Genomic DNA, 22273 nt, shown 5'->3' with positions numbered 1-22273 from the left:
ACGTCGTCCTTGGATAGAAAACGGCTAAAGCTTACAGCTGCCCCAGCAGCGTATCGCCGCCGGAGACCTCGACCTTGCCGGGCATCGCCTCGAGGTTCAGCTTCTTGACCACGCCGTCCTCGACCAGCATCGAATAGCGCTTGGAGCGGATGCCGAGGCCGTTGGCGGAGGCGTCGAGCTCCATGCCGATCGCCTTGGTGAAGTCGGCGTTGCCGTCGGCGAGGAAGGTGGCCTCGTCGCGCTGGTCGGTGTCGCGCTTCCAGGCGTTCATGACGAAGGCGTCGTTGACGGAGACGATCGCGATGCTGTCGACGCCCTTGTCCTTCATGGCGTAGGCGTTGAGGAAGATGCTCGGCAGATGCATCTTGTGGCACGTGCCGGTGTAGGCGCCGGGCACCGCGAACAGCGCCACCTTCTTGCCCTTGAAGATATCGTCGGTGGTCTTCACCTGCGGGCCTTCCGCGGTCATCACGCGGAACTTCGCCTCGGGCAGCTTGTCGCCAATCTGGATCGCCATGGTCAGTCTCCTGAAAATCGGTCCCGCTTTTTAGACCGTGCGGCGGGCCTGCACAATATTGCCGGCAATGAAAGCGGCGCAGGCTGCGGCCCTTCACCTCGATGTCATCAGCCGGAAAAACCGCCACTGTCGAGGAAGGCCTGCTCTTCCGCCGTGGACGAACGCCCGAGGACGCGGTTGCGGTGAGGGAAGCGGCCGAAGCGGCGGATGATGTCGGCATGCTCCCGGGCGTATTTCAGGTTCTCGGCATTGTCGGCCTTGTCAGCATTGCCGGCCCCTTGGAACAGCGCGACGCAATGCAGCTGGTCGGGCAGGTGCTCCGAATGCATGAAGGGCAGATAGAGGAATTCGCGCAGGATCGGATCGACCCTGGCATCGACACCCCGATCGATGGCGCGGCGAGCGACCTCGCGCGCCAGCGCGTCGCTGGCAAAGGCCTCGGGCGTGCCGCGAAACATGTTGCGGGGAAATTGGTCGAGCACGATGACGAGCGCGAGTGCGCCTGCGTCACTGTCTTCCCATGATGCCAGTTCGCCGCCGGCCGCCTTCTGCCACAGCGCAAGAAAGCGACGCGTGATCTCTGCGTCGAAAGCGTCGTCGCGCCCGTACCAGCGCTCGCGGCCGGCTTCGCGCCAGAAGGCAAGAATGCCTGATGGCGCGATGTCATCGACGTCCGTCATCAGCGGTGCAGCTTACGCCGCCTCTGCCTTCTTCTCGTCGCGCAGCTGTCGCCGCAGGATCTTGCCGACATTGGTCTTGGGCAGGTCGGTGCGGAATTCGATCTGCTTGGGTACCTTGTAGCCGGTGAGCTGCTCCTGACAGAATTTGATCACCGCCTCGGCGGTGAGGTTGGGATCCTTCTTCACCACGAAAGCCTTCACCGCTTCGCCCGACTTGGAATCGGGGATGCCGATCACGGCGCATTCGAGCACGCCCGGATGGCCCGCGATCACTTCCTCGACCTCGTTCGGATAGACGTTGAAGCCGGAGACCAGGATCATGTCCTTCTTGCGGTCGACGATCTTGGTGTAGCCCTTCTCGTCCATGATGCCGATGTCGCCGGTGCGGAAATAGCCGTCCGCGGTCATCACCTTGGCGGTCTCCTCCGGTCTGTTCCAGTAGCCCGACATCACCTGCGGACCCTTGGCGCAGATCTCGCCGGCCTGGCCGAGCGGGACCTCCTTGCCGTCATCGTCGCGGATGGAGATGTAAGTCGACGGCACCGGGATGCCGATCGATCCCGTGAATTCGGTTGCCGTTGCCGGATTGCAGGTCAGCGTCGGGGACGTCTCCGACAGGCCGTATCCCTCGGCAATGAAGCAGCCGGTGACCGCCTTCCATTGATCGGCCACGGGACGCTGCACCGCCATGCCGCCGCCGTTGGAGATCTTCAGCTTGGAGAAGTCGAGCTTCTTGAAGTCGGGATGGTGCATCAGGCCGTTGTAGAGCGTGTTGACGGCCGGGAAGCTGTTGACCTGGTATTTCGCCAGCTCCTTGATGAAGCCGGGGATGTCGCGCGGGTTCGGGATCAGGAGATTGCAGCCGCCGGCGCGGACCGCGAGCAGGTAGCAGGCCGTCAGCGCGAAGATGTGATAGAGCGGCAGCGCGCAGACGATCATGAGCTGATCGACATGCGGCGGCGCGGCGAGCGCCGGCTGCAGCCAGGCATCGTTCTGCAGCACGTTCGCGACGATGTTGCGATGGAGCAGGGTGGCGCCCTTGGAGAGGCCGGTGGTGCCGCCGGTATATTGCAGGAAGGCGACGTCGCCCGGCGAGAGTTTGGGCTTGCTGAAGGTCATGCCGCGGCCGGCGGACAGTGCGTCGTTGAAGGAGACCGAGCCCGGCAGCGACCACGCCGGCACCATCTTCTTGACGCGGCGAACGACCAGGTTGACGATCACGCCCTTGAAGCCGAGCAGGTCGCCCATGCTGGCGACGATGACATGCTTCACCGCCGTCCTGGCGATCACCTGCTCGACGGTGTGGGCGAAATTCTCCAGCACGATGATGGCTTCGGCGCCGGAATCCTTGAGCTGGTGCTCGAGCTCACGCGGGGTGTAGAGCGGGTTGACGTTGACGACAGCGAAGCCGGCCCGCAGCACCGCAGCGGTCGCGACCGGATATTGCAGCACGTTCGGCATCATGAGGGCGACGCGGGCGCCGCGCTGCAGTCCGCGGCCCTGAAGATAGGCTGCGAGGGCGACCGACATCTGGTCGAGGTCGCGGTAGCTGATCGACTTGTCCATGCAGATGAACGCCTTGCGGTCGGCGAACTTGGTGAAGCTCTCCTCCAGCAGGTCGACCAGCGATGCGTATTGGGTCGGCTCGATATCGGCGGGCACGCCGGGCGGATATTGTTTGAGCCAGATGCGCTCCATGGAAAACTCCCCTCATTGACCAGAGCCCGTTGTGTCTCGGGCTTGCCGCATTGCCGCCAGTATCGAGCCTGCCGGAACCGGTGGCAAGCCGTCGACGCTTAGGGCAAAGGTCGGGAAGTGGCTACTGGAATCGTCGCGAATGGCTGTCGCAGGTGCGAAGCCGGGCCGGATCGGCCCGGGGTGCGCCGTTAACTGTTGTTGGCCGGCTTGGCCGCGGGCTTGGTCGCGGCCTTGGGCTTGGCGGGCTTCGGATCGCCGCCGGCCGCGGGCTTCTCGGCAGGTTTAGCCGCCGCATCAGCCTTGGTGGCATCAGGCTTGGCGGCAGCATGCTTAGGCGCTGCCGGCTTCGCCGCAATCTTGGGGTCGCTCTTTGCGTCGTTCTTGCCGTTGTTCCCACCGTTGCTCTTGACTCCAGCCGGCTTGGCATCCGGCTTCGCCGCCGCGGTTTTGGTGTCCTTGCTGGCATCCTTGGCCGCGTCTTTCGGCTTGTCGGCCGCATCCGGCTTCTTGGCCACGCGCGACTTCTTGCCACGCGGCTTGGAGGACGCCGCCTGCTGGTCGGCATCGGCCGCGACCGCCGCGATCAGGGCGGGGCCGGTGCGGGTCGGGCCGGTGTAGACCAGCACGGGCTCGGTCGGCGCCGGCGCCGAGGCCATCAGCTCGGAGGCCTTCATCAGGGGCGGCTGCAGGCCGGCGGTGAAGAAGGTCACCTGGGCTTCGCCGCCGGTCGCGGACGCCGACCCGGTGGCGCCGCCATTGGCGGCAATCAGCGCATCGTCGTCGTCGCTGGCCGGCCGCTTGCGGTGGGGCCCGCACATCTCGTCGCGCAGGTTCGGCGGCGAGGCGTCGACCGGCACAAGGTTGTCGACCGTGCCGAGCGAGGGGCGAAGCCATGTCAGAGTGTCCTGGCTGAAGCCGCGCTCCAGCAGCTGCGCGGCCTTCACCGCGCGCGCGGTGCCGGAGCTCGCGCCCAGCACCACCGCGATCAGCCGGCGACCGTTGCGCGTGGCCGAGGCGACGAGATTGTAGCCGGAGGCGCAGATGAAGCCGGTCTTGAAACCGTCGGCGCCGGGATAGCGGCCGATCAGCTTGTTGAAATTGCCGGTGACGCGCTTGCCGAAGCGGATCGCCGGGATGTGCACGAAATATTCGTATTCCGGCAGGTCGCGCAGGAATGCGCGCGCGAGAATGCCGAGGTCGCGCGCCGACGTGATCTGGCCTTCGGCGGGCAGGCCGTTCGGATTGACGTAGCTGGTCTGCGTCATGCCGAGCTTCCTCGCGGTGTCGTTCATGATCGCGGAGAAGCCGTCGACCGAACCGCCGACACCTTCGGCGAGCACCACGGCCATGTCGTTTGCCGACTTGACCATCACCATCTTCAGCGCGTTGTCGACGGTGAGCTGCGTTCCCGGACGGAACCCCATCTTCGAGGGCGATTGCGAGGCAGCGACCGGCGAAACCGTGAGCAGCGTGTCGAGCGTCAGTCTGCCCTCCTTGACCGCCTTCAACGTCACATAGGCGGTCATGATCTTGGTGACGGAGGCCGGATACCAGGGAATGGTCGCGTTTTCCGCCTGCAGCACCTTGCCGCTGTCGGCCTCGATCAGCAGCAGCGCCTCGGCGCTCGCTCCGCGCGGCGCCAGCAGCGCGGCACATGCGAGAGTCGCAGCGAACAGGTTGAACAAGGATTTGCGAAGCAGCGGGCGTAGGGCGTGCACTATCCGATTCCGGTCCTTGGGGCCCGCCGGTTCCCGGCGGCTCTCGTGATCTGATTGTCGGTCTGAAATCCGGCGCCGCCGCTTGCGGCGCAGCGAACCTATACCGGCTGATGCGTCGAGAATAGGGGGCCGGGTGCGGTATTCCGCAATGAAATAGGCCGAATTTCGACGGCGCAGTGGGGACTTGCTAGGGGGATTTGGCGGCCGTCGCAGCAGCCTCAGCGGTCGTCACGCTGGCCCGTGCGCTTTCCTGCACCATGAACTGAGCCCTGGCGAGCTCGGCAAAATGGCCGCCTTTGGCCACGAGTTCATCGAAAGTTCCGCTTTCGGTCACGCGGCCGTTCTCGAACACCAGGATCCGCGTGGCGTTGCGGATGGTGGAGAGGCGATGGGCGATCACGAAGGTGGTCCGGCCCTTCATCACTTCGTCGAGAGCGGCATTCACCTTGGCCTCGGTGACGGCGTCGAGCGCCGAGGTGGCTTCGTCCAGGATCAGGATCGGCGGGTCCTTCAGCAGCGCGCGGGCGATCGACAGGCGTTGCCGCTCGCCGCCGGACAGCATGCGCCCGCGCTCGCCGGCATTGGTCTCGAAGCCGCCGCTGCGCTCGATGAACTCGAGCGCCTGCGCGCGCGCGGCCGCTTGGCGCATCTCGGCCTCGGTCGCATCCGGCTTGCCGACGCGCAAATTCTCCGCGATCGACCGGTTGAACAGCAGCGCTTCCTGGAATACGACGCCGATGTTCCGCCGCAGCGAGGTCAGCGTCACGCCGCGCACGTCCATGCCGTCGATCTTGATGACGCCGGATTGCGGGTCGAAGGCGCGGTGCAAGAGCGCGATCGCGGTCGATTTGCCGGCGCCGGTCGGGCCGACCAGCGCGATGGTCTGGCCGGGCAGCGCGGTGAAGGTGAGATCCTCGATCGCCGGCCGCTTGCCGTCATAGGAGAAGGTGACGTCGTTGAACTCGACGAGGCCGGACAGCCTGCCGGCGTCGATCGCGTCGGAGCGGTCGCGCACGGCGGGCACGGCGTCGAGCACATTGAAGAACTCGCGCAGGCGCGGGGCTTCCATGAACACGTTGTTGATGAAGCTCACGACCTGTTCGAGCTTCTGGATCAGCATCGTCGCGAAGCTCACGAACATCACGATCTCGCCGACCGAGGTCAGTCCCTGGTCGTGCAGCGCGATGCCGAACGTGAAGATCGCCAGCACCGTGATGGTGGTGGAGGCGCGCGTGATGACGGTGACCAGCGCCCACCACGACAGCACCGGCATCTGGGCTTCGAGCAATTGATCGGCGACGGAGCGCAGCCCCTTCACCTCGGCCTCGACGCGGACGAAGCTTTGCACCAGCGCGACGTTGCCGAGTGCGTCGGAAGCGCGCGCCGAGAGCTCGCTATATTGCTCCTCGACTTCCATCTGCATGCCGAAGGTCTTGCGCACCACGAAGGTCGTCAGTGCGGTGAAGACGATGCAGAGCACGAACAGCAGGATGGCGAGCCGCCAGTTCAGGTAGAGCGACAGCGGCAGCAGCACCACGACAGAGAGGATCGCGGCAAAATGCTCGCGGAAGAAGCCGAGCCACAGCCGCCACAAGGCGTCGGTGCCGTTGAGCATTACCTTCATCAGCCGGCCCGAATGAGTGCCGGAGTGGAAGGTCAGCGGCAGTTGCAGAATGTGCTCGAAATAGTCGGTCAGCACCGCCTGGCGCTGGCGGTGCGAGAGCCGGTCGGCCTGCAAGGCCACGATCGCGCTGCACAGGATGGTGAAGAGCCCGAACGCGACCCAGGCGGCCAGGAACGGCCAGGCCGAGTTCGAGCCGGCCACGGTCTTGCCGGAGAGCACGTCGACGATCCGGCCGAACAGCACGGGTTCGGCGAATTGCGAGCCCGCCAGCAGGAGATTGGCGACCGCGAGCAGCCAGCCCAGCCGCGCCTCGCTGCCGAGTAATTCGAGAACGCGGGTATAGAGACGGAGGATGGACATGCGGGTGACGAAGCTCGAGCGGACGACGGAGCCCGTATTCTAAGCCGGGATCGCGCGCGAGATATAGCGGAAGCCGCCGATTTTTCTCAATTGATCAGCCGTTCGGCGACCGGCGGCAGGAATTGGTCGTCGAAGACGTCGCCCGGGGTCGGCCGCTTGCGGAATTTGAAGTCCTGCGCGATCTGGTCGATCGAGCGCTCCAGGCGCCGTGGCTCGATGCCGCCGAGTCCGTTGCGCTTGACCTCGTCGGTCAGGACGTTGTCGGCAAGGACGGTGCGCAGGCGTTGCAGCTCCAGGTCGCGGTCGCCGCCGCCGATGCGGCTCGCGGCGTCGTCCGCCGCACGCGCCGGCTCCTTGACGGTCGCGGCGATGCCGCCGATCAAGGCGCGGACGAAGCCTTTCACGGCGTCCGGCTTTGCTGCGGCGAAGGCGGCATTGACCGCCACGGCGAAGCCATAGGCCTCGCAGCCGTAATCGGCATAGCGCAGCACCACGAGATCGGCGCCGGGCACGCCGCGGTCGCGCAGGTTCACCGCCGAGAGGTGGCTGAAACCCGCGACGGCATCGACCTGTCCCGCGGAGAGGATCGGCTCGCGCACCGCCGCGCTGATCTTGTGGAATTTGACGCGCGATGCCTTGATGCCATTCTGCTGCGCCAGCGCCGGCCACAGCCGCATCGACAGGTCGGCCTCGGCAACGCCGACGGTCTTGCCGTCGAGATCGGGCAACAGATGGATGCCGCGGCTCTTGCGCGCCATGATCGCGTAGGGCGCGCGGTTGAACAGCACGAACACCGCCTTGACCGGCGCCGCGTCCTCCTTGTCGCGAAACCGGATCAGCTCGTTGATGTCGACGAGCGCAAGCTCGCTGGCGCCCTTGGCGACGCGGGCGAGTGCCTCCGGCGATCCGGCCGCGCTGCTGAAGGACACGTTCAGACGCTCGGCGCCGAACCTGCCGTCCTTTGCCGCAAGGAAGAACGGCGCCATGCTTGCGTCGGGCGGGCGGTCGAAGCTGAAGTGAATGGCAATTGAGGACGGCGCAGGCGTCTCGGCCGCGCTGACACCGCGTGGAATCAGTGTCGCGAGCGAGATCGTGAGGGCCAGCAGGCAACGAAGCGCGATCGTCTTGAATTCCGACATCAGTTGCGCCGGTCCCGCATTGTTGTGGTTTCGTGACGCTCGCAGCGCCGGCCGGCGACACCGTGCGCGCGCCAACATGAACGGCGGATGAGCGGCGGTTGCGTCACGATTACGCAACCCCGTTCAGCTTGTGTTGGGGTTGGGGAACCCAACTTAGGTCATGCGGGTTTGAATGCATGAGCCTGTCCGCAGGCGTCCATTCCCAGGTCCCAAAGGAGGGCCCAAGACATGTTCGACCGATTCTCCAAGATTGCGGGCCGCAAGGCCATTCTTGCTACCGCCGCCGTGGTGGCTCTGACCGCCGCTGCACCCACCGCCTCTTACGCGGGCGGTCGTCATTGGCATGGCGGTGGTGGCGGCGCCGCCGCTGCCGCAGCGATGTTCGGCCTGGCCGCGACCGGCCTGGCGATCGCAGCCAGCCGGGATGCGTACGCCTATGACCCGGGTCCGGGTTATTACTACGGGGGCGGCCCAGTCTATTACAGCGGCCCCGGCTATGGTTCGTACTACTACGATTCGAGCCGCCGCTACACCTATGGCGGCTACAAAAACCCGTGCGCCCACGGCTATTCCGGCTACAGCTGCTATTAACCGATCGGCCCTGCGTCATCGGCGAACAGGCCGTCGCGCTTGCCGCGCCGGCCTGTTTTCTGCTTCTATTGTCGTGCGTTAACACGCCCGCCATTTGTTTAGAGTAGTTTTGAGTACCATGAGTGATTCGCTTGAGCGGCTATATCTGGCTGTGCTCGCGGCCAGGGATCTTGATCCGGCAACATCGCGGACCGCCCGGCTGTTTCAGCGCGGGCCCTCGAAAATGGCAAAGAAGCTCGCCGAAGAGGCCATCGAGGTTGTGATCGATGCCGTCAATGGCGACTCCGAGGCCGTGATCCGGGAAAGCGCCGACCTCTTGTACAATCTCACCGTGCTCTGGGCCTCTGCCGGCGTGCGCCCCGAGGACGTCTGGCGCGAGATGACGCGGCGGGAAGACATGCTCGGCATCGCCGAGAAGCTGCCGAAATCCTCGATGAAGCTGCCCAAGGTCGCTTCACCGCGCGTGGCCACCAGGCGGCCAATTGTCGCGCTCGAGGGTCGCGCCGCGCGCAAGCGCCACTAGAAACCTCACAATTCGCCCCAATCTCGGCATGGACAAATCCGTCCCATGGTGCTTCATCGCGGCGCCATGCTGAAACGTATTTACGACTGGTGCATCGACGCCGCCCACAAGCCATACGCGCTCTGGATCATGGGTGCCGTATCCTTCGCCGAGAGCTCCTTCTTTCCGGTCCCGCCGGACGTGATGCTGATTCCGATGTCGCTGGCGCGCCCGCAGCGCGCCTGGCTCTACGCCGCGATCTGCACCGTGACCTCGGTGCTCGGCGGCGTGGTCGGGTATGCCATCGGTGCCCTGCTGTTCGACTCGGTCGGCCAATGGCTGATCCAGGTCTACGGCCTTGCCGACAAGGTCGACGCCTTCCGGGCCTCCTATGCGGAATGGGGTGCCGTCATCATCCTGCTCAAGGGGCTGACGCCGATTCCCTACAAGCTCGTCACCATCACCTCGGGCTTTGCCGGCTACAACATCATCCTGTTCATCCTGTGCTCGATCGTTGCGCGCGGCGGACGCTTCTTTGTCGTCGCGATCCTGCTCAACCGTTACGGCGACTGGATCCGGGTCAGGATCGAGCGGCATCTCGGACTCTGGGTCGCCCTCGGCGCCATCGTCCTGGTGCTCGGCTTCGTGGTCGCGATCAAGCTGATCTAAACCTCCGCGCTTTGCCGTCACCTCTGGTTCGGCTACGGTTGTGGTCATGACGGATCGATCCGGCAAACAGGTCATGCGACCGGGCACGCTGATTCTCGCGATGCTTTCGCTCCTGCTCGGCGGCGGCGGGACCGCGTTGACGCAATCTGCGCCGCCATCGCTCGGCTTGCAGGCGCCGGGCGCGCAGGCCGCGCCGCCACCGTCGACCCCCGCTCCATCGGCGCCGCCGGCGCAAGAGGAAAATCCCGGGCTGATCAATGAAATGGGCAAGCTGTTCGACAAGCTGCCTTCGATCCTGCCGCCGATCAAAAGCCCCAGTGAAACCATGAATGACCTGTCACGGCTGGCCAAGCCCTCGACCATGGTGTCGGGGCGCGTGGCCTGCCCGGTCTCGTCGAACGGCGCGCCAGACTGCAAGCAAGCCGCCGACCAGCTCTGCCAGGGCAAGGGCTACAAGGAAGGCAAGAGCCTGAATGCCGATTCCGCGGAAAAATGCTCGGCCAAGGTCTTGATCCCCGGCCGGCAACGCAAGCCGGACGACTGCCGCACCGATACTTTCGTGACCAGCGCGCTGTGCCAGAACTGACGTGATGGTCCGCGCGCAAGCAACAAGGATCGCCCATGAGCCGGACGGAGCAGGACTTCCTCGGACAGCGTGAGATCGCCGACGACATCTATTACGGCGTCCAGACCATCCGGGGTAAGGAGAACTTCCACATCACCGGCATTCCGATGAACCAGGAGCCTTACTTCGTGAAGGCGCTCGGTTACGTCAAGAAGGCCGCCGCCATGGCCAATCGCGATCTCGGCGTGCTCGACGCCAGGGTCGCGGATGCGATCATCCTCGGCTGCGACCGCGTCATCGCCGGCGAGATGATGGATCAGTTCGTCACCGACTTCATTCAGGGGGGGGCCGGCACCTCCACCAACATGAACGCCAACGAGGTGATCGCGAATCTCGCGCTGGAATCGCTCGGCTTCGCCAAAGGCGACTACCAGCATGTCAGCCCCAACGATCACGTCAATTACGGCCAGTCGACCAACGACACCTATCCGACCGCCTTTCGCCTCGCGCTGATCCTGCGGCTCGAGAGCTACATGACCGCGCTGCGCCAGCTCCAGGAAGCCTTCTTTGCCAAGGGGCGCGAGTTCGACCGTGTTCTGAAGATGGGCCGCACGCATCTGCAGGATGCCGTGCCGATGTCGCTCGGGGCGGAATTTCGGGGCTGGGGCACCACGATCGGCGAGGAGGTCGAGCGCATCTCGGAAGCCCGTGCGCTGCTGCGCGAGATCAATCTCGGCGCCACCGCGATCGGCACCTCCGTCACGGCCGCGGTCGGTTATCCCAAGCTCGCGGTCCGGCATCTGAGCGCGCTGACCGGCGTCGACTTCATCCTCGCCGGCGATCTCGTCGAGGCGACCTCCGACACCGGCGCCTATGTACAGCTCTCGGGCGTCCTGAAGCGCACGGCGAGCAAGCTGACCAAGATCTGCAACGACATCCGCCTGCTCGCCTCGGGCCCGCGCGCCGGCTTCAACGAGATCAACCTGCCGCAGCTGCAGCCGGGCTCGTCGATCATGCCCGGCAAGGTCAATCCCGTGATCCCCGAAGTGGTCAACCAGACCAGCTTCCTCGTCATCGGGCTCGATACGACGGTGACGCTGGCGGCCTCGGCGGGCCAGCTCCAGCTCAACGTGATGGAGCCGGTGATCTCGTTTGCGCTGTTCTTCTCGATCCGAACCATGGAGCGCGCGGTCAACAGCCTGCGCGAAAATTGCGTCGTCGGCATCACAGCCAACGAGGAGCACACCCGCAACATGGTGCTGAACTCGCTCGGCATCGTCACGGTGCTGAAGCCGCTCCTCGGCTACAAGCAATGCGCCGAGATCGCGCGCGAGGGCTACAAGAGCGGCAAGTCGCTGCACCAGATCGTGGTGGTCGAACGCCAGCTGCTGACGCAGGAGAAGTGGGACGAGATGTTCTCGTTCGAGCGGCTGATCAATCCGGATTTGATTGGGTAGGCGGTCTCTCCTCCCGTCATTCCGGGGCGCGCGAAGCGCGAGCCCTGAATGCGGAAGAAGAATTCCGTTGCTTGGAATTGCGGCAACGAGCATCCGTGCCGGCGTCAAAACGCAATACTTGACAGTGGAAAGATTGCCTTGTTGGTATGGCGCCCAACCTTCCATGACCGGCCAACAGAGGATCGTCTCGCAATGTCCATGCCTGCCTTGTTCAAGGGGCGTCTGTCGATCCCCGTGATCGGCTCGCCGCTCTTCATCATCTCGGTGCCCGATCTCGTGATCGCGCAGTGCAAGGCGGGGGTGGTCGGTTCGTTTCCGGCGCTGAACGCGCGGCCGCCGGAGCTGCTCGACGAATGGCTGGCACGGATCACCGAGGAGCTCGCGGCCTATGACCGCGCCCATCCGGAACGGCCGTCGGCGCCGTTTGCCGTCAACCAGATCGTGCACAAGTCGAACAACCGGCTCGACCACGACATGCAGCTCTGCGCCAAGTACAAGGTGCCGATGATCATCTCCTCGCTCGGCGCCCGCGAGGAGCTGAACCAGGCGGTGCACGGCTGGGGCGGCATCGTCTTCCACGACGTGATCAACCAGAAGTTCGCGCACAAGGCGATCGAGAAGGGTGCCGACGGCCTGATCCTGGTCGCGGCCGGGGCCGGCGGCCACGCCGGCACCATCTCGCCGCTGGCTTTCGTCGCCGAGACCCGAAAATGGTTCGACGGCCCGATCGCGCTGTCGGGTGCGATCGGCAACGGCAAGGCGATCCGCGCCGCGCGCATCCTCGGCGCCGACTTCGCCTATATCGGCTCGGCGTTCATCGCGACCAAGGAAGCCAACGCGGTCGAGCGCTACAAGGAGATGATCGCGGGCTCGAGCGCCGACGACATCGTCTATTCCAACCTCTTCACCGGCGTGCACGGCAATTATCTGAAGCCCTCGATCCTTGCCGCCGGCATGGATCCGGACAACCTGCCGACCTCCGATCCCTCCAAGATGAATTTCGGCACCGACGCCTCCGGCGAACGCGCCAAGCCGAAAGCCTGGAAGGAGATCTGGGGGAGCGGCCAGGGCATCGGCAGCATCGACAAGGTGGTGCCCGCAGCCGAGCTGATCGCGCGCTTCAAGAAGGAATACGACGAAGCGATCGATCCGCCGTTGTAGTTTCCCCTGTCCCGGCCGCGCTGCAGCGTGCAACACTGCTGCGCAGAGCCTGGACCCACCGCAGCAACGTATGGCCCCTGGGTCGGCAGCGCACCGCTACGCGCTGCGCAGCGTCCGGGGAACGTCAACTGAGACGGGTTGAACGGATGACCGCGATTTACCGCGTCGACGGCGACAGCGTCGTCACCAGCCCGGATGCCGCCGGTCCCTGGGATCGGCGCATGCAGCACGGCTCGGCGCCGGCCTCGCTGGTGACGTGGGCGGCCGAGCGCATCCCGACGCCTGCTCCGATGGACATCGCGCGCGTCACCATCGACCTGATGCGCCCCGTCCCGGTGGCGCCGCTGACGATCGCGACCGAGGTCCTGCGTGAGGGCCGCAAGATCCAGCTCTGCAACATCAAGCTGCTTGCCGACGGCGTGCAGGTGGTCGGCGCCACCGTGCTCAAGATCCGGCGCCAGGCGCTGGCGCTGCCCGACGACGTCGAGGAGCTGCCGGTCACGCTGCCCTCGCCGGAGGATTCGCTGGCCGAGGACGGTCACGCCGCCACCAGCCCGTTCGTGCGTTCGGTCTCGATGCGTGCCGCGCGCGGCCGCTTCGGCCAGGCCGGCGCCGGCGCGATCTGGTTTCGCGTCGACCATCCGCTGATCGAGGGGGAAGCGATCTCGCAGGCCATGCGCGCCGTGGTGGCCGCCGATTTCTCCAACGGCACCGCCTCGACGCTCGACTTCCGCGCCTGGACCTACATCAATGCCGACCTCAGCGTGAGCTTCGCGCGTCAGCCGGTCGGCGAGTGGATCCTGCTCGACGGGGAGTCCTGGATCGGCGCCGACGGCAGCGGGCTTGCCATGTCGCGCCTCGCCGACCGCCAGGGCTATTTCGGCCGCGCGGTGCAGAGCCTGGTGATCGAGAAGCGCTGAGGCGACGGCATGACGAGCGAGCGATGCTCGCGCGTCAACCTCACTGTCATGCCCCGGCTTGACCGGGGCATCCAGTACGCCGCGGCCTCTCGATTCAACAACGACTGTCTCTGGAATACTGGATCGTCCGGTCAAGCCGGACGATGACACCGATCGTGAGAAAGCTATGTCGCGCATTGCGCAACTGAACGGCAGGCTTTCGCCGCCGCGGAAGCGATGCGAGGTCGGGTTCGACCCGGGCATCCTGCCAGTTCACATTGCGTAGAAGATCTTGATCTCCCACAGCATCACGATGATAGCCGTGATCAACGTGACCGCGGCGACCGCACTTTCCAGGGAAGCGACTCTCATCTCACTCTCCGCTTCCCAGCCCCAAAAGCGGTCTAGGTGATTCCCCGATTCGCAGGCAATTGCATGGGCGCGCCGTCAACCACTCCGTTCCGCATTGTGGTGTCGGGGACACAGCGCCCCCGTAGAATCCCGGGTATTTATCCCACCATCCGGTCCCTGCCGCTCCAGAAGCCTGCGCGCAGCACCTTCTTGTCGACCTTGCCGACGCCGGTCATCGGCAATTGCTTGACGAACCGGATCTGCTTGGGCGCATGCGCCGAGCCTTTTCGTGTCTTGACCAGGTTGATCAGCTCGTCCGGATCCGGCGTTGCGCCCTCGCGCGGCACGACGATGGCGGTGACGGCCTCGCCCCACTTTTCGTCGGGAATGCCGACGACCGCGACCATGGCGACATCGGCATGTTGCGACAGCACGTCCTCGACCTCGCGCGGGAAGATGTTGAAGCCGCCGGACACGATCATGTCCTTCTTGCGGTCGAGAATGAACATATAGCCGCGCTCGTCCTGGCGCGCGATGTCGCCGGTGTGGACCCAGCCGTTCCTGAGCGTCTCGGCGGTGATGTCGGGCCGCCTCCAGTACTCCGACATCGCATGCGGGGCGCGCACGCAGATCTCGCCGGCCTCGCCTGTCTTCACCTCCTCGTCGTTGTCGTCGAGAATCCTGACCTCGCAGGCCGCAATCGGGAAGCCGCAGGACAGGAACAGCTCCGGCGTCTTGGGATCGTGATCCGCCTTGCGCAGCACCGAGACCGGATAGCACTCGGTCTGGCCGTAGAGCTGCGAGAACACCGGTCCGATCCGCTCGATGCCCTCGATCAGCCGGCTCGGCGACATCGCCGACGCGCCATAGAGCACCAGCTCGAGCGAGGTGAGATCGGTCTTTCCAAGCGCGGGATGATCAAGCAGCACGTAGATCATGGTCGGCACGAACAGCGTGAAATTGATGCGCTCGCGTGCGATCGTCGTCAGCACCGCCTCGGGATCGAATCCCCTCAGCATGTGCACGGTGCCGCCGCGCATCAGGGTCGGCAGCACTTTGGTGCCGGCGACATGGCTGATCGGCGCGACGGTGAGGTAGCGTGCCGCGTCGGGGATCTCGAAGTCGGCGAGGATCGCGGCCGCGGCTCCGGCATTCTCGCGGTGATAGCGCAGCGCGCCCTTGGACTTGCCGGTGGTGCCGCCGGTGTAGTTCAGCGTGGAGAGATCGTCGAGGCCGGCGATGCTCCGCGCGCTGGCGTGTCCGGCGCTCTCGATGGCGGCCAACAGGTCGGCACCGTAGCCGGCCGGCCCCATGGTGAAGACCGCCTTCAGCCGGGGCGCTCTTGCCGCAAGCTCGCCGCCGCGGTCGCGGAAGGCGGCGGCATCGACCACCAGCATCTCGGCCTCGGAATCCTCGAGCTGGAACAGCTGGTCCTCCAGCGATCCCAGCGGATGCAACCAGGTGATGCAGAGCCGCGACAATTGCGCGGCGACGCCGGCGCACCAGGTGTCGGCGCGGTTCGCGGTGAGGAAGGCGACGCGCGCGCCTGCCGGCAGGCCGAGACGCATGAACACGCCCTGGATGCGTCCGATGAGATCGGTGGCACCCCGATAGCTCAACGATCCGCCCGGCCAAGCGAAGGCGGTGCGGCCGGGATAGCGCGACAGCGCCCGTAGCGTCTGCGCACAAGTCGGTGACGATGCGTGGAGCGGATCGGTCATATGTTTCCTCGTTGCTTTGTCACCGGCTTCCGACGTGCCAATGTTGCCGGCGACGCTAGCACAGAGACTGCGGGAGGAAACGACAAAGCCCGCGCGAGGGAGGCATGCGTGACAAGGAGATTTGCGTGACGTCAGATCGGCTGCAACGCTTCGGTGATCGTCTCGCTCTGCCGCTGATCGCAGCGCCGATGTTCCTGGTCTCGGGGGTCGAGCTCATGGTCGCGGCCTGCGGCAATGGGGTGATCGGCAGCTTCCCCACCGCGAATTGCCGCAGCACGGACCAGCTCGATGAATGGCTGACTACGATCGAGACACGGCTGCGCCAGCGCGAAGACCAGACTGGCCGCAAGGCAGCGCCGCTCTGCCCGAACCTGATCGTGCACCGCTCCAATGCGCGGCTGGAGCGGGATCTCGCCGTGCTGCTGCGGCACAGGCCGGAGATCGTCATCACCTCGGTCGGCTCGCCCGCAGCAATGGTGAAGCCGCTGCACGATGCCGGTGCGCTGGTGCTGGCGGACGTTGCTTCCATCCGCCATGCCGAACGTGCGGCGGAAGCAGGTGCCGATGGGCTGGTGCTGCTCACCGCGGGCGCCGGCGGGCAGACCGGCTGGCTCAACCCGTTCGCCTTCGTCCGCGCGGTGCGCGCGTTCTATGACGGCATCATCGTGCTCGCGGGCGGCATCAGCGACGGCCGCGCGCTGTATGCGGCCGAAGTGCTCGGCTGCGATCTCGCTTACATGGGCACCAAGTTCATTGCGACGCGCGAGAGCATGGCGGACGATCGCCACAAGCGTATGCTGGTCGAGAGCAGCGCCGACGACATCCTGCTGACGACCGCGTTCACGGGCCTGCAGACCAGCATGCTGAGGCCGTCGATCGTGGCAGCCGGGCTTGATCCCGACGATCTGCCGGCGCACGGGGCGATCGACATCGCTGCGGATATCGACGTTGCCGCGCGCGAGAGCCGTCCGAAGCGCTGGCGCGACATCTGGAGCGGCGGGCATTCCAGCTCGGGCGTCACCGACGTGCTCGCGGTCGACGATCTCGTTGCGCGGACGGTGGCCGAATATCGTGAGGCGAGGGCGCGCCGATCTCCGTAGAATTGCGGCTCCGCTCGTCCTCGATCACGGTTAATCCCGCGCTCTTCCGTCTCGCTCACTTAACGGCAGATTAACCATCGCCCGCCAAGAATCCTCTCACGGCCGCCAATCAGGACCGAGAGGGACAGGCGATGGACTTCGATTATCTCAACACCAAGACGGCGGCTTCGCTGGACGAAATCCGCGTTCGCGTCGCTCATGCCCTGGCCCGCCACCCGCTGTGCCGCAACGTCCGCTTCGACATCGTCAGCGTCCCCCGCACCCGCCGGGGCGGCAATTGGACTGTGGCGTTGCAATCGGTCGAGCCGCGCGCGGTCTGGGAGGCCTCGGAGATCGTCGCGGACATCCAGGACGCCTACGAGCTGGCTGCAGCTGCCTGATTTCCCTTGCCTTTTACGCAGAATGTCGCTGCAGACATGCTGATTGTCGCAACGAAGGCACACTCAAGCCATAATTCGTGCCCTTTTCCCGGGCATCGTTAACAAACTCGTGAAGCGTCCGTTCCCGGAGAGACGTTTGTCCAAAGCCATCACCATCGTTGTGCTGACCTGCTTCCTCGTCCTCGGCGCCGCCACCACCGCCATTCTCGGCCGCGACAGCGTCCCCAGCGTCAGCGAAGACATGATCGCCCAGACGCCTCCGCCCAAGCCGCTCGCGACCAACCGAGCCGCCAAGGCCGACCGTCTGGTCCCGACCCTCGCCCTGGCATCGGCTGCATTCGAGCCGGTCCAGGTGCCCGCCGACAGGCTCTCGCAAGCGCCCTTGCTGACCGAGCCGCTGCGCCAGGCCTTCGCCGCTGCAACGCCGTCCGATTTCCCGATGCCCAAGCCGGCGGTGTCCGAGGCGCCCGCCGCGGCGGAAGTTCCCGCCGTCGAAGTCCCCGCCAAGCCGAAGGTGGTGGCCAAGCCGCAGCCGCAGAAGAATTATACGCTGCTGTCCGACGCACAGATTGCGGGGATCAGGGACCGCCTGAAACTGTCCTCGTCGCAGGAATATTACTGGCCCTCGGTCGAGAGCGCGCTGCGCAACGTTGTCCGCAAAATCTCGGCCAACAAGCTCTCAAATCCGAACGCGCCACCCAGCGCTCAGATCGACCCGAATTGCGATGAAGTCCAGCAGTTGAAGTCGGCGGCCATGCCGTTGCTGTTCCAGTTGCGTGACGACCAGAAAGAGGAAGTGCGCAAGCTCGCTCGCCTCATCGGGCTCGAGAAGGTCGCGCAGCAGATCTGACGCTCAAGTTCCTTTGGGAACTGCCTTCACACCAGGAACATCCGGCAATCGACGCGCGTTGCTCGCTCCAAAGAGGGAGTGGATCAATGCGCGCCTCGACAGCCTATTTCGTCGGTGCCGGAACCATTGTCGCAGCGATCGCCATTGGTTTGGGCGGCGGGATCGTTGCCGGCAACATCATGAACCCGGTCACGTCCAAACAGGGCCCGGACACCAGCAAGATGGCGCAGCGCGCCGAATCCGCCGCGGCGCCGGCGGCAACAAACGCACCCCCCGAACGCGTCAATTATCTCACCGGCTCGCAAGCCTTCGGCGCCATGATCGCCGCACCTGCGCAGGCCGAAGCCAAGTCTGAAGCCGCAAAGTCCGAAACCGCAAAGTCCGAAACCGCCAAGCCTGATGCGCAGCCCGCTCAGGCCAATGCCGAACCGCCGGCCGCCCCGCCTTCGCAGGCGGCTGCAGTTGAGCCGCCCAAGGAACAGTCAAAGCCAGCGGTCGCATCGTCACCGAAAGCCGCAAAGCCCGGCGAGCAGCAAGCGTCGATCGATCCGGCCTCTTCGCCTGACAACGCCTATGCCAAGGCGAAGGATTCCGACGTGAGGCGCGCCGCGTCCGAGCGGCGTCGGATCGAGCGGCGCGACCGCTGGGCCGAGCGCCGCCAATACTATGAGGGCCGCGAGCAGCGCGGCATGCGCGACCGCACGGATTGGGACGACGTCGCGCGCAACATCCGCGAAGATTCCGATGCGCGCGATTATGCGGGCCGGCCGCGCGGCGGCTTCCCGCAGATCAGGCTGTTCGGGCCTGACGACGATTAGCGCATCATTGTCGAGCCGCTGTCATGTCAGTCCCGCGCGCCGCAATCCTTCCAGGTAATGCGCCCGATCCTCGTCCCGCAGCATCGGCAGCTCGCGTGTGATCCAGGCGAGCGAGACCCCCGGTTGAGCGCGGCGTAGACCGTCCAGGGCGGACGCTGCGAGTGCCGGATCTCGCGACATCCCGGCGGCAGCCGTCAGCACGCGGTGCGCGCCGACGAAATCGCCGCGTTGCCGCAGCGATTCCCGCGCCATCTGCACGGCACCCTCGTAGTCGCGGCCGACGAACCGGGCATAGGCCGCAACCCCGCAATAGATCGCCGCGAGTGGATCGCGCGGACTGAGCCGCAGCGCGCGGCGCGCGGCGGCGTCGCCGTCCTGCCATCGGCCAGCATAGCACAGCGTCACGCCGTGAAAGGCATGCGCCATCGCGAAATTCGGGTTGAGCTGCAGCGCCAGCTCGAACTCGGCCAGCGCGTCGTCGAAGCGGCGCCGGAACAGATAGGTGTAGGCGAGGCCGTGGTGGGCCCAGGCATCCTCGCGATCGGCTTCCACCGCCGCGAGCGCCGAACGCTCGGCGATGGGAAGCGTAACTTCCATGTCGGCCCAGCCCATATGCGCGCCGAAGATGTGACTGGTCGCGAGCAGGCCCAGCGCCTTGCCATAGGCGGGATCGATCGCGACGGCCTGTTCGAGCAGCGCTTGCGCAGCGGCGTTGTCCTCGCGGGTAATACGCCAATGGTGCGACAATGCCCGCATCACCAGATCCCAGGCGTCGAGACTTCCGGGCGGCTTCTGCTCGGCGCGAAAACTCTCGGCGGCATAGAGCTGCGGCTCGATCGCGGCGACGATCGCCTCGGTGATCTCGTCCTGCACGGCGAAGATGTCGGCGAGCTCGCGATCGTAGCGCTCGGCCCAGAGATGGCTGCCGGTCGAGACGTCGTTGAGCTGGGCCGAGATGCGCACCCGCTCGCCGCTCCGCCGGACGCTGCCTTCCACCACGTAGCGCACCCCGAGCTCGCGCGCGACCTCGCGGATATTCACGGCGCGGCCCTTGTAGACGAAGGATGAGTTGCGCGCGATGACGAAGAACCAGCGCAGCTTCGACAGCGCGGTGATGATGTCCTCGCTGATGCCGTCGGAGAAATAATCCTGTCCGGCCTCGCCGCTCATGTTGGTGAAGGGCAGCACGGCGATCGCGGGCCGCTCGGGAAGCGCCAGCGCAGCGCGCGGCGCCCCGGCGGCGCGGCCATGCTCCGGCGCGGTCGCGCTGACCTTGGCTTCGACATCGCCGACAAAGCGAAAACCCTTGCGGGCGATGGTGCGGATCAGCGCCTGGCTCGCGCCACTGTCGCCGATCGCCTTGCGTGCGGCGTTGATCCGGCTGGTCAGGGTGGATTCGGAGACGCTGCGCCCGTGCCAGATCTTGTCGATCAACTCGTCCTTGCTGACCACCCGGTCGCGGTTCTGCATGAGGTGGACGACGAGATCGAAGACCTGCGGCTCCACGGCAATTGGAACCTGCTCGCGGCTCAGTTCGCGCCGGTCGGTATCGAGAAGGTGGTCCTGGAACAGAAACTGCACGTCGAAAACTCAGGCCTCATTGCGATATCGGATGGGCTAAATGAAAAGAAATTTGGGTCGAAAGCCATGTGTCTGCCGAAAGGCCCGTCTGGTTCATCGAGATCGCGTGATGGCAGTCATGCGGTTTTCGGAGGGAATACAACCGCGACGAGATTGTTACGCTTGCCACCAACACCGTCATCCTGAGGCGCCGGAGCATAGCGGAGGCCTCGAAAGATGGGCGGCCCGGCTGCATCGCGGCCGCTCATCCTTCGAGGCTCCCCATGGGACGCGTTGCGGCCCATGTCTCGCATCTCCGGGTGAGGGGGTGAAAGCGTGACGTGCCGTCATAACGCCGCCCTGCGGCGGATGTGCCGAACGGTGAATGTTCTTTGCCGAGCTGCGCCGACTGCGTAAGCTATCTCCCACCAAAACACCAACCACGAAGAAACGCCCATGCCCGCCTTCAGCGCTTCCACCACCGTGCTCGATTCCATGCTGTTCCGCGATGCCTTCGGCACACCCGAGATGCGCGAGGTGTTCTCCGACGTCGCGCTGGTCGCGCGCTATGCCGAGGTCGAGGTGGCGCTGGCGAAGGCGCAGGCCAGATGTGGCGTGATCCCGCAACAGGCGGCCGAGGCGATCGCGGCGCGGACCGACGTCACCGCGCTGGATTTCGATCTGCTCAGGCAGGAGACCGACATCGTCGGCTATCCGATCCTCCCCTTGGTGCATCAGATGGTGAAGCAATGCGGCGACGCCGGCCGCTACGTGCATTGGGGCGCGACGACGCAGGACATCATGGATACCGCCGTGGTGCTGCAGCTCCGCGCTGCGCTCGACATCGTGGCGCGGGACATCGACGAGCTCCGCGGCATCCTGGCGAACCTCTCGAGACGCCACCGCGACACGCCGATGGCCGGCCGCACCCACCTCCAGCAGGCGCTGCCGGTGACCTTCGGCTACAAGGCCGCGATCTGGCTCGCCATGTTCGATCGCCACGCCGAGCGGCTGGCGCAGTTGAAGCCGCGCGTGCTGGTCGGCCAGTTCGCCGGCGCCGCCGGTACGCTCGCCTCGCTCGGCGACAAGGGATTCGAGGTGCAGGAGGCACTCTGCGCAGAGCTGAAGCTTGGCGTTCCCGTCTCGACCTGGCACGTCGCGCGCGACGGCTTTGCCGAGGCCGTGAACTTCCTTGCGCTCGTCACCGGCTCGCTCGGCAAGATCGCACTCGACATCATGATCATGGCCTCGACCGAGTTCGGCGAAGTCTACGAGCCCTTCGTCAAGGGGCGGGGCGCCTCCTCGACCATGCCGCAGAAGCGCAATCCGATCTCGTCGGAATTGATGCTGGCGGCGTCCAAGGCGGTGCGCCAGCACGCCGGCCTCATGCTCGACGCCATGGTGCAGGATTTCGAGCGCGCCACGGGTCCCTGGCACGCCGAATGGATGGCCATCCCCGAAAGCTTCGTGCTGACGGCCGGCGCCCTGCATCAGGCGAAGTTCGCACTTGCGGGCCTCATCGTGGACGAGGGGAAGATGAACGACAACCTCGCGATCAGCCGCGGCCTGATCGTGGCCGAAGCGGTCATGATGGGGCTCGCGCCGCAGCTCGGCCGGCAGGAGGCCCATGACGTAGTCTATGACGCTTGCCGGCTCGCCAACGACAAAGGCTTGAGCCTGGCGGATGCGCTGTCCTCCGACTCCCGCGTCTCGAGCCGCATCGACCGTGTCACAATCGAGGCGCTCACCTCACCGAAAAATTACCTCGGACTCGCGCCTGCCATGGTTGACCGGGTGCTGAAATCGGCAACGCGTTGAAAACCAATATGCGTGAAACTGCGTATCTTCTCCGTGTCGCAAGGTGCTCGCGCACTTGCGCCTTGCGGTGCTAGGCTTAGATTGAACCAGAGACT

At 65.5% G+C, this 22273-nt stretch carries 20 protein-coding genes; 12 read left to right on the top strand and 8 right to left on the bottom strand.

Translation table 11 applies throughout. The annotated features are described in order from the left end of the window. Positions 1-31: 31 nt before the first annotated feature. From K410_RS0132225 to K410_RS0132200, 6 genes are all read right to left on the bottom strand, one after another. Entirely contained in the window at positions 32-517 is a 486-nt protein-coding gene (locus K410_RS0132225; protein ID WP_028138698.1) for a peroxiredoxin, read from the bottom strand. 107 nt (positions 518-624) lie between these two features. Beyond that, positions 625-1197, bottom strand: a complete 573-nt coding sequence (locus K410_RS0132220) for a DUF924 family protein (RefSeq protein ID WP_028138697.1) — start codon at positions 1195-1197, stop codon at positions 625-627. 12 nt (positions 1198-1209) lie between these two features. Next, positions 1210-2895 (bottom strand): long-chain fatty acid--CoA ligase, encoded by a 1686-nt coding sequence (locus K410_RS0132215; RefSeq protein WP_028138696.1) that lies wholly within the window; start codon positions 2893-2895, stop codon positions 1210-1212. Positions 2896-3083: 188 nt separating this feature from the next. Then, positions 3084-4613: a D-alanyl-D-alanine carboxypeptidase family protein gene (locus K410_RS0132210; RefSeq protein ID WP_028138695.1), complete on the bottom strand. Its 1530-nt coding sequence runs from the start codon at positions 4611-4613 to the stop codon at positions 3084-3086. Positions 4614-4800: 187 nt separating this feature from the next. Beyond that, positions 4801-6597, bottom strand: a complete 1797-nt coding sequence (locus K410_RS0132205) for a glucan ABC transporter ATP-binding protein/ permease (protein ID WP_028138694.1) — start codon at positions 6595-6597, stop codon at positions 4801-4803. A gap of 86 nt (positions 6598-6683) precedes the next feature. Further along, a complete protein-coding gene (locus K410_RS0132200) occupies positions 6684-7736 on the bottom strand; it encodes an ABC transporter substrate-binding protein (protein WP_028138693.1) in 1053 nt (350 codons plus the stop codon). 228 nt (positions 7737-7964) lie between these two features. On the opposite strand from K410_RS0132200, the gene K410_RS0132195 reads away from it, so the two are divergent. From K410_RS0132195 to K410_RS0132165, 7 genes are all read left to right on the top strand, one after another. After that, the gene (locus K410_RS0132195) at positions 7965-8327 is read left to right on the top strand and encodes a hypothetical protein (RefSeq protein ID WP_028138692.1); all 363 of its coding nucleotides are present in this window, start codon (positions 7965-7967) and stop codon (positions 8325-8327) included. Between the two features lie 118 nt (positions 8328-8445). Beyond that, positions 8446-8850, top strand: a complete 405-nt coding sequence (hisE, locus tag K410_RS0132190) for a phosphoribosyl-ATP diphosphatase (RefSeq protein ID WP_028138691.1) — start codon at positions 8446-8448, stop codon at positions 8848-8850. A 45-nt stretch (positions 8851-8895) separates the two neighbouring features. Further along, entirely contained in the window at positions 8896-9498 is a 603-nt protein-coding gene (locus tag K410_RS0132185) for a YqaA family protein (protein ID WP_080672289.1), read from the top strand. A 46-nt stretch (positions 9499-9544) separates the two neighbouring features. Continuing rightward, complete coding sequence (locus K410_RS0132180; protein WP_028138689.1) at positions 9545-10084, top strand: hypothetical protein; 540 nt, start codon at positions 9545-9547, stop codon at positions 10082-10084. A 35-nt stretch (positions 10085-10119) separates the two neighbouring features. Continuing rightward, entirely contained in the window at positions 10120-11520 is a 1401-nt protein-coding gene (locus tag K410_RS0132175) for an aspartate ammonia-lyase (protein ID WP_028138688.1), read from the top strand. 192 nt (positions 11521-11712) lie between these two features. Continuing rightward, positions 11713-12681, top strand: a complete 969-nt coding sequence (locus K410_RS0132170) for an NAD(P)H-dependent flavin oxidoreductase (protein WP_028138687.1) — start codon at positions 11713-11715, stop codon at positions 12679-12681. A 146-nt stretch (positions 12682-12827) separates the two neighbouring features. Next, positions 12828-13601, top strand: coding sequence for a thioesterase family protein (locus K410_RS0132165; protein ID WP_028138686.1), 774 nt, complete (start codon positions 12828-12830; stop codon positions 13599-13601). A 488-nt stretch (positions 13602-14089) separates the two neighbouring features. Here the strand turns inward: K410_RS0132165 and K410_RS0132155 are convergent, their stop codons facing one another. Then, entirely contained in the window at positions 14090-15652 is a 1563-nt protein-coding gene (locus tag K410_RS0132155; protein WP_028138685.1) for an AMP-binding protein, read from the bottom strand. Between the two features lie 125 nt (positions 15653-15777). On the opposite strand from K410_RS0132155, the gene K410_RS0132150 reads away from it, so the two are divergent. The 4 genes from K410_RS0132150 (at position 15778) to K410_RS0132135 (ending at position 18800) form a co-directional block, all read left to right on the top strand. Continuing rightward, positions 15778-16752, top strand: a complete 975-nt coding sequence (locus K410_RS0132150; RefSeq protein WP_028138684.1) for an NAD(P)H-dependent flavin oxidoreductase — start codon at positions 15778-15780, stop codon at positions 16750-16752. 131 nt (positions 16753-16883) lie between these two features. Continuing rightward, the gene (locus K410_RS0132145) at positions 16884-17132 is read left to right on the top strand and encodes a hypothetical protein (protein WP_028138683.1); all 249 of its coding nucleotides are present in this window, start codon (positions 16884-16886) and stop codon (positions 17130-17132) included. 136 nt (positions 17133-17268) lie between these two features. Continuing rightward, positions 17269-17982 carry a hypothetical protein gene (locus tag K410_RS0132140; protein ID WP_028138682.1) on the top strand — a complete coding sequence of 238 codons (714 nt, stop codon included), beginning with the start codon at positions 17269-17271 and terminating at the stop codon, positions 17980-17982. 86 nt (positions 17983-18068) lie between these two features. After that, positions 18069-18800: a hypothetical protein gene (locus K410_RS0132135; RefSeq protein WP_028138681.1), complete on the top strand. Its 732-nt coding sequence runs from the start codon at positions 18069-18071 to the stop codon at positions 18798-18800. Between the two features lie 21 nt (positions 18801-18821). On the opposite strand, the gene K410_RS0132130 is transcribed toward K410_RS0132135, so the two are convergent. Then, positions 18822-20381 (bottom strand): winged helix-turn-helix domain-containing protein, encoded by a 1560-nt coding sequence (locus tag K410_RS0132130; RefSeq protein ID WP_028138680.1) that lies wholly within the window; start codon positions 20379-20381, stop codon positions 18822-18824. Positions 20382-20816: 435 nt separating this feature from the next. On the opposite strand from K410_RS0132130, the gene pcaB reads away from it, so the two are divergent. Continuing rightward, the gene (gene pcaB, locus K410_RS0132125) at positions 20817-22178 is read left to right on the top strand and encodes a 3-carboxy-cis,cis-muconate cycloisomerase (RefSeq protein WP_028138679.1); all 1362 of its coding nucleotides are present in this window, start codon (positions 20817-20819) and stop codon (positions 22176-22178) included. Positions 22179-22273 lie beyond the last annotated feature (95 nt).

The sequence above is a fragment of the Bradyrhizobium sp. 22 genome, from assembly GCF_000482425.1.
GTDB classification, from domain to species: domain Bacteria; phylum Pseudomonadota; class Alphaproteobacteria; order Rhizobiales; family Xanthobacteraceae; genus Bradyrhizobium; species Bradyrhizobium japonicum_B.
Note: the sequence above shows the minus strand (reverse complement) of the source record. Positions and strands in the feature narration are given on the sequence as shown.